General features: G+C 70.7%; 12 protein-coding genes, 2 rRNA genes, 1 pseudogene and 1 riboswitch. Of the genes and pseudogenes, 1 reads left to right on the top strand and 14 read right to left on the bottom strand.

Going from position 1 to position 14,203, the window contains the following annotated elements:
- Window positions 1-45: 45 nt before the first annotated feature.
- Window positions 46-2,934, bottom strand: coding sequence for an aminomethyl-transferring glycine dehydrogenase (gcvP, locus tag PV410_RS16530; RefSeq protein ID WP_500325237.1), 2,889 nt, complete (start codon window positions 2,932-2,934; stop codon window positions 46-48).
- Window positions 2,935-3,089: 155 nt separating this feature from the next.
- Window positions 3,090-3,194, bottom strand: a riboswitch (glycine riboswitch).
- Between the two features lie 101 nt (window positions 3,195-3,295).
- On the opposite strand from gcvP, the gene PV410_RS16535 reads away from it, so the two are divergent.
- Window positions 3,296-3,676 (top strand): PRC-barrel domain-containing protein, encoded by a 381-nt coding sequence (locus PV410_RS16535; RefSeq protein WP_499510563.1) that lies wholly within the window; start codon window positions 3,296-3,298, stop codon window positions 3,674-3,676.
- Here the strand turns inward: PV410_RS16535 and PV410_RS16540 are convergent.
- The 13 genes and pseudogenes from PV410_RS16540 to PV410_RS16600 form a co-directional block, all read right to left on the bottom strand.
- On the bottom strand, window positions 3,589-5,043 hold the full coding sequence (locus tag PV410_RS16540; RefSeq protein WP_500325238.1) for a DNA polymerase IV: 1,455 nt from the start codon (window positions 5,041-5,043) through the stop codon (window positions 3,589-3,591). The two genes, PV410_RS16535 and PV410_RS16540, sit on opposite strands and share 88 nt — an antisense overlap.
- 93 nt (window positions 5,044-5,136) lie before the next feature.
- The gene (locus PV410_RS16545) at window positions 5,137-5,760 is read right to left on the bottom strand and encodes a MerR family transcriptional regulator (RefSeq protein ID WP_499510565.1); all 624 of its coding nucleotides are present in this window, start codon (window positions 5,758-5,760) and stop codon (window positions 5,137-5,139) included.
- A gap of 191 nt (window positions 5,761-5,951) precedes the next feature.
- Window positions 5,952-6,425, bottom strand: a complete 474-nt coding sequence (locus PV410_RS16550; RefSeq protein WP_018558705.1) for a bifunctional nuclease family protein — start codon at window positions 6,423-6,425, stop codon at window positions 5,952-5,954.
- Window positions 6,426-6,513: 88 nt separating this feature from the next.
- Window positions 6,514-7,260, bottom strand: a complete 747-nt coding sequence (gene ftsR, locus PV410_RS16555) for a transcriptional regulator FtsR (RefSeq protein ID WP_499510566.1) — start codon at window positions 7,258-7,260, stop codon at window positions 6,514-6,516.
- Between the two features lie 19 nt (window positions 7,261-7,279).
- Entirely contained in the window at window positions 7,280-7,726 is a 447-nt protein-coding gene (locus tag PV410_RS16560; RefSeq protein ID WP_500325261.1) for an FHA domain-containing protein, read from the bottom strand.
- A gap of 15 nt (window positions 7,727-7,741) precedes the next feature.
- Window positions 7,742-8,059: pseudogene (locus tag PV410_RS16565) on the bottom strand (zinc ribbon domain-containing protein); the annotation flags it as partial.
- 153 nt (window positions 8,060-8,212) lie between these two features.
- Window positions 8,213-9,187 (bottom strand): DUF881 domain-containing protein, encoded by a 975-nt coding sequence (locus PV410_RS16570; protein ID WP_500325240.1) that lies wholly within the window; start codon window positions 9,185-9,187, stop codon window positions 8,213-8,215.
- Between the two features lie 7 nt (window positions 9,188-9,194).
- A complete protein-coding gene (locus PV410_RS16575; protein ID WP_003984969.1) occupies window positions 9,195-9,527 on the bottom strand; it encodes a small basic family protein in 333 nt (110 codons plus the stop codon).
- The gene (locus PV410_RS16580; RefSeq protein WP_500325242.1) at window positions 9,524-10,465 is read right to left on the bottom strand and encodes a DUF881 domain-containing protein; all 942 of its coding nucleotides are present in this window, start codon (window positions 10,463-10,465) and stop codon (window positions 9,524-9,526) included. The genes PV410_RS16575 and PV410_RS16580 overlap by 4 nt, the downstream gene beginning before the upstream one ends.
- A gap of 94 nt (window positions 10,466-10,559) precedes the next feature.
- Window positions 10,560-13,055: a sugar phosphate nucleotidyltransferase gene (locus PV410_RS16585; RefSeq protein WP_499510570.1), complete on the bottom strand. Its 2,496-nt coding sequence runs from the start codon at window positions 13,053-13,055 to the stop codon at window positions 10,560-10,562.
- 141 nt (window positions 13,056-13,196) lie between these two features.
- Window positions 13,197-13,805 carry a cardiolipin synthase ClsA gene (clsA, locus tag PV410_RS16590; RefSeq protein WP_026250929.1) on the bottom strand — a complete coding sequence of 203 codons (609 nt, stop codon included), beginning with the start codon at window positions 13,803-13,805 and terminating at the stop codon, window positions 13,197-13,199.
- 115 nt (window positions 13,806-13,920) lie between these two features.
- Window positions 13,921-14,037: ribosomal RNA gene (rrf, locus tag PV410_RS16595) — 5S ribosomal RNA — on the bottom strand.
- A 65-nt stretch (window positions 14,038-14,102) separates the two neighbouring features.
- Window positions 14,103-14,203: ribosomal RNA gene (locus PV410_RS16600) — 23S ribosomal RNA — on the bottom strand; the annotation flags it as partial.

A 14,203-nucleotide genomic window follows, 5' to 3' on the forward strand; every position in this document is an offset into this window, starting at 1 on the left:
CCCCGCTGGAGCAGCGGGGCCGACCCTTGAGCGCGTCAGGCGCCCTTACGCGTCGTACTCGTCCAGCGGGGGGCAGGAGCAGACCAGGTTGCGGTCGCCGAAGGCGCCGTCGATGCGGCGGACCGGCGGCCAGTACTTGTCCGCGGCCGACACGCCGGACGGGAAGACCGCCTCCTCACGGGAGTACGGGTGCTCCCAGTCGCCGCCCAGCGCCGCCGCCGTGTGCGGGGCGTTGCGCAGCGGGTTGTCCTGCGCGGGCCACTCCCCCGAGCCGACCCGCTCGATCTCGGCGCGGATCGCGATCATCGTGTCGCAGAAGCGGTCCAGCTCCGCGAGGTCCTCGCTCTCCGTCGGCTCGATCATCAGCGTCCCGGCCACCGGGAACGACATCGTCGGCGCGTGGAAGCCGTAGTCGATCAGGCGCTTGGCGACGTCGTCGACCGTCACGCCCGTCTCCTTGGTCAGCGGGCGCAGGTCGATGATGCACTCGTGCGCGACGAGACCGCCGGGACCCGTGTAGAGCACCGGGAAGTGCGGCTCCAGGCGCTTGGCCACGTAGTTCGCGCTGAGCACCGCCACCTGGGTGGCGCGCTTGAGGCCCTCGCCGCCCATGAGCCGTACGTACGCCCAGGAGATCGGCAGGATGCCGGCCGAGCCCCAGGGGGCGGCCGAGATCGGGCCGACGCCCGTCTCCGGGCCGGCGGACGGCTGGAGCGGGTGGTTCGGCAGGTACGGGGCGAGGTGGGCGCGGACCGCGACCGGACCGACGCCGGGGCCGCCGCCGCCGTGCGGGATGCAGAAGGTCTTGTGCAGGTTCAGGTGCGACACGTCGCCGCCGAAGTGGCCGGGCTTCGCCAGGCCCACCAGGGCGTTGAGGTTCGCGCCGTCCACGTAGACCTGGCCGCCCGCGTCGTGCACCGCGGCGCAGATGTCGCCGATGTGCTCCTCGAAGACGCCGTGCGTGGAGGGGTAGGTGACCATGAGCACGGCGAGCTCGTCGCGGTACTGCTCGATCTTGGCGCGCAGGTCCTCGACGTCGACCTCGCCGTCGCCCGCGGTCTTCACGACGACGACCCTCATGCCGGCCATCACGGCGCTGGCGGCGTTGGTGCCGTGCGCGGAGGACGGGATGAGGCACACGGTGCGCTGGGCGTCACCGTTGGCGCGGTGGTACGCGCGGACGGCCAGCAGGCCGGCGAGCTCACCCTGGGAGCCGGCGTTCGGCTGGAGGCTGACCTTGTCGTAGCCGGTGACCTCGGCGAGGCGCTCCTCCAGCTCACGGATGAGCGTCAGGTAGCCCTCGGCCTGGTCGGCGGGCGCGAAGGGGTGGAGCGCGCCGAACTCGGGCCAGGTGACCGGCTCCATCTCGGTGGTCGCGTTGAGCTTCATGGTGCAGGAGCCCAGCGGGATCATGCCGCGGTCCAGCGCGTAGTCGCGGTCGGCGAGGCGGCGCAGGTAGCGCAGCATCGCGGTCTCGGAGCGGTGCTGGTGGAAGACCGGGTGGGTCAGGTAGTCCACGCCGCGGGTCAGACCGGCGGGCAGCGCGTCCCCGGTGGTCGCGTCCAGGGCCTCGACGTCGGCGCCGGTGACGCGGAAGGCGTCCCAGACCGCGGCGAGGTCGGCGCGGCCGGTGGTCTCGTCGCAGGCGATGCCGACCAGGTCGGCGTCGACCTGGCGCAGGTTCACGCCGGCCTCGCGGGCGGCGGCCACGACCTCGGCGGCACGGCCGGGCACGCGGGCGGTGACGGTGTCGAAGAAGGCTTCGGTGGTCACCTCGACACCGCCGGCGCGCAGGCCCGCGGCGAGGACCGAGGCGTAGCGGTGGGTGCGGCGGGCGATCTGCGCCAGGCCCTCCGGGCCGTGGTAGACCGCGTACATGCCGGCCATGACGGCGAGCAGCACCTGCGCGGTGCAGATGTTGCTGGTGGCCTTCTCGCGGCGGATGTGCTGCTCACGGGTCTGCAGGGCCAGACGGTAGGCCCTGTCGCCGTCGGCGTCGACGGAGACGCCGACAAGGCGGCCCGGGAGGCTGCGGGCGTACGCGTCACGGACGGCCATGTAACCGGCGTGCGGGCCGCCGAAGCCCATGGGCACACCGAAGCGCTGGGTGGTGCCGACCGCGATGTCCGCGCCGAGCTCGCCAGGGGAGGTGAGAACGGTCAGGGCCAGCAGGTCGGCGGCGACGGTGACGATCGCGCCGAGCCCGTGGGCCTGCTCCACGAGCGGCTTGAGGTCGCGCACGGCACCGGAGGCCCCCGGGTACTGCAGCAGCACGCCGAAGACGCCGCGCTCGGCGATCTCCGCCGGGATGCCCTCGCTGAGGTCGGCGACGACGACCTCGACGCCGGTCGGCTCGGCGCGGGTCTCGATCACGGCGACGGTCTGCGCGAAGGTGTCGGCGTCGATCAGGAAGACGCCGTCCTTGACCTTGCCGACCCGGCGGGCCAGGGCCATGGCCTCGGCGGCCGCGGTGCTCTCGTCGAGCAGCGAGGCGCCGGAGGTGGACAGCCCGGTGAGGTCCGCGACGACCGTCTGGAAGTTCAGCAGGGCCTCCAGGCGGCCCTGGGAGATCTCCGGCTGGTAGGGCGTGTACGCCGTGTACCAGGCGGGGTTCTCCATGACGTTGCGCAGGATGACCGGCGGGGTGAAGGTGCCGTAGTAGCCGAGGCCGATCATGGGGCGCAGCACCTGGTTGCGGTCGGCGAGCGAGCGCAGCTCGGCGAGGACCTCGGGCTCGGTGCGGGCGTCGGACAGACCGAGCGCCTCGGCGCTCTTGATGGTGTCCGGCACGGCGGCGGCGGTCAGCTCGTCCAGCGAGCCGTAGCCGACCTGCGCGAGCATCTTGGCCTGCGCACCGGCGTCGGGCCCGATGTGGCGCTGCTCGAAGGGGATGCCGCGCTCCAGCTCGGAGAGTGGGATGCGGTTGGCGGTCATCTGCGGAGGCCTCCTGGTCTGACGCGACACGGCCTCCCCCTCTGTCATCTGAACCTGAGAGCTTCACCGTCCCGCAGGTGCCGGGACGGCTTTCACCGTCGGTGAGGAAGCGGCCGCGCACGCGGTGTGCCGCCCTTCCTGCTTTCCAGAGTGACCTCACCCATGCGGTACGGATGCCTGAGAGATTCCGGGGAGGGTTTGCTCCTTCGGCGCCCGGCGGACGGTTCCCCGCGTCGCCAGGACTCTCCCGCAAGGGGTCAGCAGCCGCTGTCAGCGTACCAGCGCGGTCCGGGGACGGGTCATGTGACAGCCGCCACCTTTCGTGTCTAAATAGGATTAATCGCGACCAGTTGGAGGGACCGTGCAGACCGGTATCGATCCGCGCAGCCTCATCGGGCGCAGGGCCTTCGACCGCAACGGGATGAAGATCGGCACGGTCGACGAGGTGTACCTCGACGACGCCACCGGAGAGCCCGAATGGGCCGCGGTGCGCACCGGCCTGTTCAGCCGCGACGCCTTCGTGCCGCTGGAACCGAGCGAGTTCACCGGGGAGGAGCTGCGCGTGCCGTTCGACAAGGCACTGATCAAGGACGCCCCGGACTTCGGCGTGGGCCGGCACCTCTCCCCCGAGCAGGAGCTGCAGCTCTACCACCACTACGGCATGAGCGGGCCTTCGCTGTCCGGCCCGGTGCCGGAGCCCCCGCCGGACCACGACTTCGGCAAGCTGGCCGGCGACGCCTGACGCGGGAGCCCCCGCAGGCCCGGTAACACCAGCGGGAGCGGTTCGGATGGCTCGAGTTCCGGGTCGGTCACCGCGAAGGTGCGCACCCGCCCCGGCACCGGCGAGCCCGGCTCCTCGAAGCGGACGGTGACCCTCCCGACCCCGCTGCCCTGTACCCACCCCGCGCCGTGCTCGGTGTGCCGCACGTCCTGGCCCGGCACCCAGCGCCGCTCCGCCGGCTCCGGCTCCCGGGCTTCCTCCACGGGCCGCCCGTCAGCCCCCTCGGACGGGGCGGACTCCTCGCCCGCCGCCTCCTCCTCCCGTTCGGCCGCCTGGGCGAACAGGTCCTCCTGCGTGAAGTCCGCGAGCCCCGCGACACCGACCCCGAGCAGGCGTACGCCGCCGGTGATCTCGACGGCCTCCAGCAACCGCGCCGCGGTCTCCCGCACCACCGCGAGGTCGTCGGTCGGGGCGCGCAGGGTCTCCGATCGGGTCAGCGTCGTGAAGTCGTACCGCCGCACCTTCAGCACCACCGTGCGGCCCGAGCGGCCCGCCGTGCGCAGCCTGCGCACGCAGCGGTCGGCCAGCCGGTCCACCTCGAGCCGGACCCGGACGCGGTCGGTGAGGTCGACGTCGAAGGTGTCCTCGACCGAGACCGACTTGCTCTCGCGGTCGGCGACCACGGGCCGCTCGTCGATCCCCAGGGCCATCCCGTGCACATGGGCGCCGTGCGCCTTGCCGAGCAGCCGCACCAGCTCGGCCTCCCCCGCCTCCACGACCTCGCCGACCGTGAGGATGCCGGCCCGCCTCAGGTGCTCCGCCGTCGCGGGCCCGACGCCCGGCAGCGTACGCACCTGCATGGGGGCCAGCAGCTCGCGCTCGGTGCCGGGCTCGATGACGACCAGCCCGTCGGGCTTGGCCTGCTCCGAGGCGATCTTGGCGAGCAGCTTGGAGCCCGCGAGCCCCACCGAGCCGGTGACCCCGGTGGCCGCCCGGATGTCCGCCCGCAGCCGCTCCCCCACCGCGCGCGGGTCGTCCGCGATCCCGCCCGCCTCCAGGTCCACGAAGGCCTCGTCGAGGCTGAGCGGCTCGACCAGCGGCGACAGCCGTGACAGCAGTTCCATGACGATGTCGCTGATCTGCCGGTAGACGGCGAAGCGCGGCACGAGGTACGCCGCGTTCGGGCACAGCCGGCGCGCGTGGGCCATCGCCATGGCCGAGTGCACCCCGTGCACCCGGGCCTCGTACGAGGCGGTCGCGACCACCCCGCGCGGCCCGAGACCCCCCACGACGACCGGCTTCCCCCGCAGACTCGGCTTCGCGGCCTGCTCGACGGCGGCGAAGAACGCGTCCATGTCCAGGTGGAGGATGGTCGGCGCGCTTCTCACAGTCACCGATGGTGCCCCACGGGTCCGACATCCGCCGTACGCCTGTACGGCGGACGGGTGGGCCGCGGTCCGATCCGCGCGGTTCGGCCCGGTTCAGCCCGCGCGGTTGCGGCGCCGCGCCAGCTCGTCGCCCGGATTGTGGCCGACCACGGTCTCCCCGGTGTCGACGCGCTCGGAGTGCAGCTGCGACAGGGCGCCCTCGACGTCCCGCCACACCACGCCCACGGCGATCCCGAAGATCCCCTGACCGCCCTGGAGGAGGTCGACGACCTCGTCCGGGGAGGTGCACTCGTACACCGTCGCGCCGTCGCTCATCAGCGTCATGCGGGTGAGTTCGGCTGGCGCGCTCGACCGCAGGTGCTGCACGGCGGTGCGGATGTTCTGCAGGGACACCCCCGTGTCGAGGAGCCGCTTGACGATCTTGAGGACCACGACGTCCCGGAAGCTGTACAGCCGCTGCGTCCCCGAGCCGTACGCGGGGCGGATGCTGGGCTCCACGAGCCCGGTACGCGCCCAGTAGTCCAGCTGGCGATACGTGATGCCGGTCGCCGCGCAGGCGGTGGGCCCGCGGTAGCCGACCCGTTCACCGGCCCCCTCCGGCTGCTGTCCCGAGGTGTCGCCCGAACCCCCTCCGGGGGGCGTCGCGGCGTTGCGGGCCAAGGCCCCGCGCATCGGATACGGGCCGCCAAAGGCCGTACCGTCGCCGGTGCTTCTCACGCCGACCTCCCGTCCCTTCGCACCCCTCAGGGCACGCGCACGTGCCATCGGGACTTTCCTCCTCGACGGTAGGCAGTCACTCCGGGTGCGTCAACGATCGCCACGCTCGGCACGCCGAGTGATATCAACCCCAGAGGTGGTTTCCCGTGTCCATGGTGGGGGTAGGGCTGGACGAATGGCCTTCGCGGGCCCTATTGACTGCTGGTTCCGAAGTCCTCCGGCGAGATCTGGTCGAGGAACTCGCGGAACTTCTCGACCTCGTCCTCCTGCTCGTCGGGAATGGCGATGCCGGCGTCGTCCAGCACCCCGTCGCTACCGTAGATGGGGGTTCCGGTGCGCAGCGCGAGCGCTATGGCATCCGAGGGACGGGCGCTCACCTCGACGCCACTGGCGAACACCAGCTCGGCGTAGAAGACGCCGTCGCGCAGGTCGGTGATCCGGACCTCGGTCAGCGTCTGACCGACGGCCTCGAGCACGTCCTTGAACAGATCATGGGTCAGCGGCCGCGCGGGCGTCATGCCCTGCTGCGCGAAAGCGATGGCGGTGGCCTCCCCCGGCCCGATCCAGATGGGCAGGTAGCGGTCGCCTCCCACTTCCCGCAGGAGCACAATCGGCTGGTTGGAGGGCATTTCGACCCGGACACCCACGACGTCGAGCTCGTTCACACAGCAACCCTAGGCCGTGCCCGGCAGGTTTGGGTAGTCGGGACGAGCCCGGCCGGTCACCGACCGGGCGTGTCCTGGCCAATGTCGCTCAGAAGAGCCGCACCCTCAGCGCGGACTGCACCAGCGCCGCGTGCAGCCGCACGGACAGCGCCGCCAGCTCCCGCGCGGTGGCCTCCGCGTGCGTCCTGGTCTGCGGATTGCGGTGCCTGCGCAGGGGCGCGACCACCTGCTCCACCAGACCGGCCTCACGATCGGCGGCCGCCTTGACCGCCCGCAGATGGCGCGGTTCGAGCCCGAAGCGGCCCAGATCGGCCACGATCTTGGCGATGTTCACCGTTTCGGCGTCGTAGTCACCGTCAGGACCGGCCTCCACCAGTCCGTACGCCTCCCACTGGGCGAGCTCGCCCGCTTCGGCCCCCGTGGCGGCCAGCAGTTCGTCCCTGCCGATGCGCAGCGCCGCGGGTGCCTCCCGCTCCACCGCGCCGACCTCGATCAGCTCCCGGGACTCCCCGGAGGACGGGACGGGCAGCGGCAGCGGCTCGCCGCGGTCGAGGGCGTCGAGGTGCTCGCGGATCACTTTCAGCGGAAGATAGTGGTCCCGCTGCATGCGCAGCACGTGCCCGAGCCGTTCCACGTCCCGGACGGTGAACTTCCGGTACCCGGAGGGCGTGCGTTGCGGCTCCACCAGCCCCTCCGCCTCCAGGAAGCGGATCTTGGAGATGGTGACCTCGGGGAACTCCTCCCGCAACTCGTTGAGCACCGCGCCGATGCTCAGCAGCCGGTCGTCCGCGGTGGCGGTGCCGTTGCCGGCACCGCCCGACGGTGTACGAAGCATGAACCTTCCCTCGCGGGGGTCAGGCGCCCCACTGGCTCGCGTAGAAGACCAGTCGGTACTTGCCGATCTGCACCTCGTCGCCACTGGACAGGGTCACCGAGTCGATCCGCTCGCGGTTGACGTAGGTGCCGTTGAGGCTGCCGACGTCGGAGACCGTGAAGGAACCGTCCTGAGCGCGCCGGAACTCCACGTGACGCCGCGAGACGGTGACGTCGTCCAGGAAGATGTCGCTCTCCGGGTGACGGCCGGCCGTCGTCAGTTCGCCGTCCAGGAGGAAGCGGCTCCCCGAGTTGGGACCACGGCGTACCACCAGCAGCGCGGAGCCCGGCGGCAGCGCGTCGACCGCGGCCTGGGCCTCCGGGGACAGCGCCGGCAGCACGGTCTGTCCCGTCGCCTCGGCCTCGTACGCCTCGATCCCGGAGATGGAGATCGTGGACGTGGTCTCGGAGGCACGCTCGGACGGCACCGCGGCACGCAGCGGCGCGCCACAGTTGGAGCAGAAGCGGCTCGCTTCCGCGTTCTGGAACCCGCACCGCGTACAGACCGGCAAGGACCCTCCACCCGTGCTAGAGGCTGATGGTTGCTGGAAACCTATGCGCCCCGCAGCCGCAGGGTCAACAGACACCGCACCATGAGCGCCCGAAATGTCACCGCCCGGAGCAGCGGTCCCGTCACGGAACAGCGGGCGCTCCTCGCCCGGTCCCTCATCCTGCGCGTGCCGCGGGGCGCGGTGACGCGCCGTGGGGCTGTCACCAGCCTGACGCGAACTCTTGCCGAACCACTTACCGAACAACTTCACGGGCGATTCCCCTTGAACGACACAGACCCGCCCGTGGGGCAGGACGAACCCTCAGTCACGACCGACACATAGTTTCCCTCACGCACCACCCCAGCGGTGCGGCGACCCCCCGCATTCTCCTGCCCTCCCCCGCAAACCCCACTCGCCCCCGCCTCACCGGGTCGACGACTGAGCGTAGTCAGGCTGCTCCGACGGCCGCAAGGCGTCGACAACGATCTTCTCCGATCGCGTCACATCCGCTGTGGCCTGCTCCTTCTCCAAAGTCTGTACCACGCCGCCCGGGATGTTCAGGGCGGGTTCAAGATCCTGTGGATTACCGATGACCTTGAAGCGGTAGGGCGCGCTGACCTTGTGCCCGTCGATCTGCACACCGCCCGACCCCTGGATGAAGTACGTGTCGGCGACGACCCGCACGTCGTTGATCTGGATCGCCTCCGCTCCCGCGGCGCGCAGCTCCTGCAGCGCGTCGAGCAGCATGTCGGCCTCGACGGCGTCCTGGGGGTCGTTGATCGTCAACGTGATGCCGGGACCCTCGACGGCGACCGTGCCGGCCAGCACCCCGAGCTGCTCCGCCTTCTGCTCGGTCTGCTTGCGGGCCTCCTCGGCCTGGTCCGAGCTGTTCTCCAGCTCGGTGCGCTGCTCCTCGAGGCGCCGCCGCTCATCGCCGAGCCGCTGCGAGCGGTTGTCCAGCTCGTCCAGGATGCGCACCAGGTCCTCCTGGCGGGCACCACGCAGCGCGCTGGTGTCGCTGGTCGAGCGGACCTGGATGGCCAGGCCCAGACCGAGGACGAACAGCAGCAGCGCGACGATCAACTGCGCCCGGGACACCCGCGGCGGCCACAGCCCCGCCTTGAGGCGTTGCCGGCCGCTCACGCCGGACGCCGTTCCCCGCCGATCCCCCGATTCCTGCTGCGGCTGCTGCCGACCGGGCGCGGATTGCCCCGCGTCCGACGGCCCTGCGGCCGGCACCGGTCCGGCCGCGGGCAGCTCCGGGCGCGCAGCGGGCCGCTCCCGCGCCGGCGGCTCGGCCCCGGCGGGCAGCTCGGGACGCGGCCGTTCCGGCCGGGAGGGCTCCGCGGGCCGCGGCGCCTCCGGCCGTTCCGGCGTCTGGTCGTTCTCGTCACTCATCGTGCTGTCACGCCCGGAAGACATGGCGGCGGATCGCCGCGGCGTTGGAGAAGATGCGGATGCCGAGGACGACGACCACACCCGTGGAGAGCTGCGCACCCACCCCCAGCTTGTCGCCCAGGAAGACGATCAGCGCGGCCACGACGACGTTGGACAGGAAGGAGACCACGAAGACCTTGTCGTCGAAGATCCCGTCGAGCATGGCCCGCAGACCGCCGAAGACGGCGTCGAGCGCGGCGACCACGGCGATCGGGAGGTAGGGCTCGACCACCGTCGGCACGACGGGGCGGACCACCAGGCCCACCACCACTCCAACGATCAGGCCCAGTACGGCGATCAATTCGTACCCTTCCCATTTCCGGATGCGCTCGACGACGGCCCGGCCGACGGGACCGGGGTCGCGGAGCGGATGATCAGGCTCGGAGCCGCGGGCAGTTCCAGCTTCTCCTTCTCGGAGATGCGTGCGCGGATCCCGTAGTTCTCCTGCAGGACGTGCAGGTACTGCCCGTCCGCACCGTCCTGGAAGGACGTGCTCAGCTTCTGCGGGTCCCCGATCGCCAGGATCGTGTAGGGCGGAACCAGCGGCCGGTTGTCGACCAGTATGGCGTCACCCGCGGCACGGATGGCCGACAACGACGTCAACCGCTGCCCGTTGATGGAGATGGCCTCCGCCCCCGCTGCCCACAGGCCGTTGACGACGCGCTGCATGTCCCGGTCGCGTACCCGGCCGGTGTCGGAGAAGTCACTGGTCGTACGCGGATCGCCACCGCCGCCCGACGAGGCCTCCTTGGCGTCGTTGACCTCCAGCTCGATGCCCGGCCCCGTGACCGGCGTCGCCCCGGCCAGGAGCGCCACGCGCTCCGCGTCACCGTCGCGGTCGTTGAGTGCCTGACGCTGCTTGGCCGCCACCTCGTCGCGCAGCCCGTCCACGCTCTTCTGCAGCTCGTCGGCGGTACGGGTCTCGGACTCGATGCGGTCGATGAGCTTCTGCCGCTCCTTGGCCAGCGTCGGGGCGGCCACCTGCGTCTGCGCCGCGCCTATGGTGACCACGACGCCGGCCAGCACCAGGCCCAGTGCGAGCACCAGCCGGCCCCGCAGCGTTGCGGGCAGACGGGACGTGCCCGTGGCGCCCCGGCGGGCGGCGGCCTCGGCGTACCCGTCGTCGAGACTGTGCTCCATGACGTTCGTCAGCAGCGACATGGAGGCGTCCGGGCGCCGGGTCACGGCCCTCCCAGGGGCGCTGCTCCGATCGGGGTGCTGCTGCGACATGCCGCACATCGTCGCATGTCCGTGCCACCGACCTCGAACGGGCCCCTCCCGACGCGCCGTTCGTCGCGTCGGGAGGGGCCCGTGAGCCGGTGCCGGAGCGGGATCAGCGGCCGGCGCTGTCCACGATCGACGACCACTCGTCGAGCAGTGCCTGCGCGGAGGCGTCGTCCGGCCCCTCCGCCCACAGGTGCGTGACCGCCTCGGCCGGGTCGGGCAGCACCATCACCCAGCGGCCGTCCGCCTCGACCACGCGCACGCCGTCGGTGGTGTCGACGTTGCGGTCCCCCGCCTCCTCGACCACCCGGCGCATGACCAGGCCCTTGACCGCCCACGGCGTCGCCAGGTCCCGCTTGAGGACGTGGGCACGGGGGATGCGGGCGTCGATCTGGCTCAGGGTGAGCTGGGTACGCGCCACCAGGCCGATCAGCCGCACGAAGGCCGCGGCGCCGTCGAAGACGCTGCTGAACTCCGGGATGATGATGCCGCCCTTGCCGTCACCGCCGAAGATGGTCGTGTCCTGCCGGCCGACCCGGGTGAGGTCGTCGGGCGAGGTCGTCGTCCAGTCCACCTGCGTCCCGTGGTACGCCGCGACCTGTTCGGCGATGCGGGTCGTCGTCACGGGGAGCGCCACCCGGCCGCTGCGCCGCTCGGCGGCGACCAGGTCGAGCATGACCAGCAGCGCCCGGTCGTCCTCGATGATCTTGCCGCGCTCGTCCACCAGCGACAGCCGCTCCCCGACCGGGTCGAAGCGCACGCCGAAGGCCGCCCGCGAGGACGCCACGATCTCCCCGAGCCGGACCAGGCCCGCGCGCCGGCCATCGGCCGTCTCGGTGGGCCTGGCCTCGTTGAGGCCGGGGTTGATCGTCAGCGAGTCCACCCCGAGCCGGCCGAGCAGGCTGGGCAGGACGAGTCCCGCGCTGCCGTTCGCGGCGTCGACCACGACCTTCAGCCCTGCCTCGGCGATGCCCGAGGTGTCCACGGCCCGCAGCAGCGCGCCCGTGTAGGAGTCGAAGACGCTCGCCGGGAAGTTCAGGTCGCCGATCTCGCCGGGGAACGCACGGCGGTACTCCTGGCGCGCGAACACACGGTCCAGCTTGCGCTGCCCCGCCGCCGACAGGTCGGCGCCGCGTTCGTCGAAGAACATGATGTCCACCGAGTCGGGGATGCCCGGACTCGTACGGATCATGATGCCGCCGGCGCTGCCGCGCGCGGTCTGCTGCCGCGCCACGGGCATCGGCACGTTCTCCAGGTCCCGTACGTCGATCGCGCTGGCCTGGAGCGCCGAGATCACCGCACGCTTCAGCGCACGGGCACCACGGGAGTGGTCACGGGCGGTCGTGACGGTGGCGCCCTTCTTGAGCGTCGTCGCGTACGCGCCCGCGAGGCGCACGGCGAGCTCCGGGGTGATCTCCACGTTCAGGATGCCGGAGACGCCCCGCGCGCCGAACAGGTTCGCCTGGCCCCTGGACTCCCAGATCACCGACGTGTTCACGAAGGCGCCGGCCTCGATGGTCTTGAACGGGTACACCCGGACGTCGCCCGCGATGATCGACTCCTCGCCGATCAGGCACTCGTCGCCGATGACCGCCCCGTCGTCGATCCGCGCCGCGCGCATGACGTCGGTGTTCTTGCCGATGACGCAGCCGCGCAGGTTGGTCTGCGGCCCGATGTAGACGTTGTCGTGGACGACGGCCTTGTGCAGGAAGGCACCGGACTTCACGACGACGTTGGAGCCGATCACCGTGTGCTCGCGCAGCTCGGCCCCGGCCTCGACCTTGGCGTAGTCACCGACGTACAGGGGACCGCGCAGCGTCGCGTCCGGGTGCACCTCCGCGCCCTCGGCGACCCAGACGCCGGGCGAGATCTCGAAGCCCTCGAGGTCGACGTCGACCTTGCCCTCCAGGACGTCGGCCTGCGCCTTGATGTAGCTCTCGTGGGTGCCGACGTCCTCCCAGTAGCCCTCGGCGATGTAGCCGTAGACGGGCTTGCCTTCCTTCATCAACTGCGGGAACACGTCACCGGACCAGTCCACCGAGACGTCGGGCTCGACGTAGTCGAAGACCTCCGGCTCCATGACGTAGATGCCGGTGTTCACCGTGTCCGAGAAGACCTGGCCCCAGGTCGGCTTCTCGAGGAAGCGCTCGACCTTGCCCTCCTCGTCGACGATGGTGATCCCGAACTCCAGGGGGTTGGGCACCCGGGTCAGGCAGACCGTGACCAGCGCGCCCTTCTCCTTGTGGAAGTTGATCAGCTCGGTCAGGTCGAAATCGGTCAGTGCGTCACCGGAGATCACCAGGAACGAATCGTCCTTGAGGGCGTCCTCGGCGTTCTTGACGCTGCCGGCGGTGCCGAGTGGCTTCTCCTCGTTCGCGTAGGTGAGGTCCATGCCGAGCTCTTCGCCGTCACCGAAGTAGTTCTTGACGAGCGAGGCGAGGAACTGCACGGTCACCACGGTCTCGGTCAGACCGTGCCGCTTGAGCAGCTTGAGCACGTGCTGCATGATCGGCTGATTCACGACCGGCAGCAGCGGCTTGGGCATGCTCGAGGTCATCGGGCGAAGGCGTGTTCCTTCGCCGCCGGCCATCACGACGGCCTTCATGTCGGAAGCGTCCTCCTCAAAGAGACGACTGTCTTGCCGACGTCACCCGTGCTCTCTCTCACGCGGACCGTCGCGGTCCCCCGGACCGCCGGTCACGCGCGGGGTACCCGGCCGGAGGGCTCTCCTGCCGGGTACGCGGGCTCAATCGGCCGTGGCGTCCGCCCTGACGAGTCGGCGGACCTGGACCACGTAGAGGATCCCTGCCCACCAATACAGCGTTGTACCCCATCCTGCGAACGCCCATCCGAAAATAGCAGCGAGCGTGTTCAGCCACCCGTCGCCGTCGCTCAGCAGCAGCAGCGGGAAGGCGTACATGAGGTTGAAGGTGGCGGCCTTGCCCATGAAGTTGACCTGCGGCGGACCCCAGCCGTGCCGGCGCATGACCAGGATCATCACGCCCATGACGGCGTCCCGGGCCACCAGGATGGCCGTCAGCCACCACGGTAGGATCCCGCGCCACGTGAGGCCGATGATCGTGGAGACGATGTACAGCCGGTCGGCGGCCGGGTCCAGCACCCTGCCGAGGCTGCTGATCTGGTTCCAGCGGCGCGCGAGCTTCCCGTCCAGGTAGTCGCTCACGCCGCTGAGGGCGAGCACGAGCAGTGCCCAGCCGTCGACCTTCGGACCGCCGAACTCGGGCCACAGGATGAGCCACAGGAATACGGGCACGCCCAACAGCCGTGCCATGCTCAGGATGTTGGGGATCGTGAAGACGCGATCCGTCTGCACCCTTGTCTCCTGGACCTCCACCGGGGGCCCCTTCTCTTGAACGTACGCTCGGATGATTCCACCCGACCTTACCTCAGGGCATGAAAAAGCCCGCCGCCGGGCCTCTGAAGAGGCTCCGGCGACGGGCTCAATAATTGTTCGGCGGCGTCCTACTCTCCCACAGGGTCCCCCCTGCAGTACCATCGGCGCTGAAAGGCTTAGCTTCCGGGTTCGGAATGTAACCGGGCGTTTCCCTAACGCTATAACCACCGAAACACTATGAAACTGTCGAACCAACGGTTCGTTGTTTCAGAACTACACAGTGGACGCGAGCAACCTATGGACAAGCCCTCGGCTTATTAGTACCGGTCAGCTCCACCCATTACTGGGCTTCCACATCCGGCCTATCAACCCAGTCGTCTACTGGGAGCCTTAACCCC

The organism is Streptomyces sp. PA03-5A (assembly GCF_033792725.1).
Classification (GTDB): domain Bacteria; phylum Actinomycetota; class Actinomycetes; order Streptomycetales; family Streptomycetaceae; genus Actinacidiphila.

Bases quoted from the DNA above. Each gene is read 5' to 3' on its own strand.
- PV410_RS16585 (WP_499510570.1), bottom strand. From the start codon at position 13,055: ATGAAGGCCGTCGTGATGGCCGGCGGCGAAGGAACACGCCTTCGCCCG.
- PV410_RS16580 (WP_500325242.1), bottom strand. From the start codon at position 10,465: ATGTGCGGCATGTCGCAGCAGCACCCCGATCGGAGCAGCGCCCCTGGG.
- PV410_RS16570 (WP_500325240.1), bottom strand. From the start codon at position 9,187: ATGAGTGACGAGAACGACCAGACGCCGGAACGGCCGGAGGCGCCGCGG.
- ftsR (WP_499510566.1), bottom strand. From the start codon at position 7,260: ATGCTTCGTACACCGTCGGGCGGTGCCGGCAACGGCACCGCCACCGCG.
- gcvP (WP_500325237.1), bottom strand. From the start codon at position 2,934: ATGACCGCCAACCGCATCCCACTCTCCGAGCTGGAGCGCGGCATCCCC.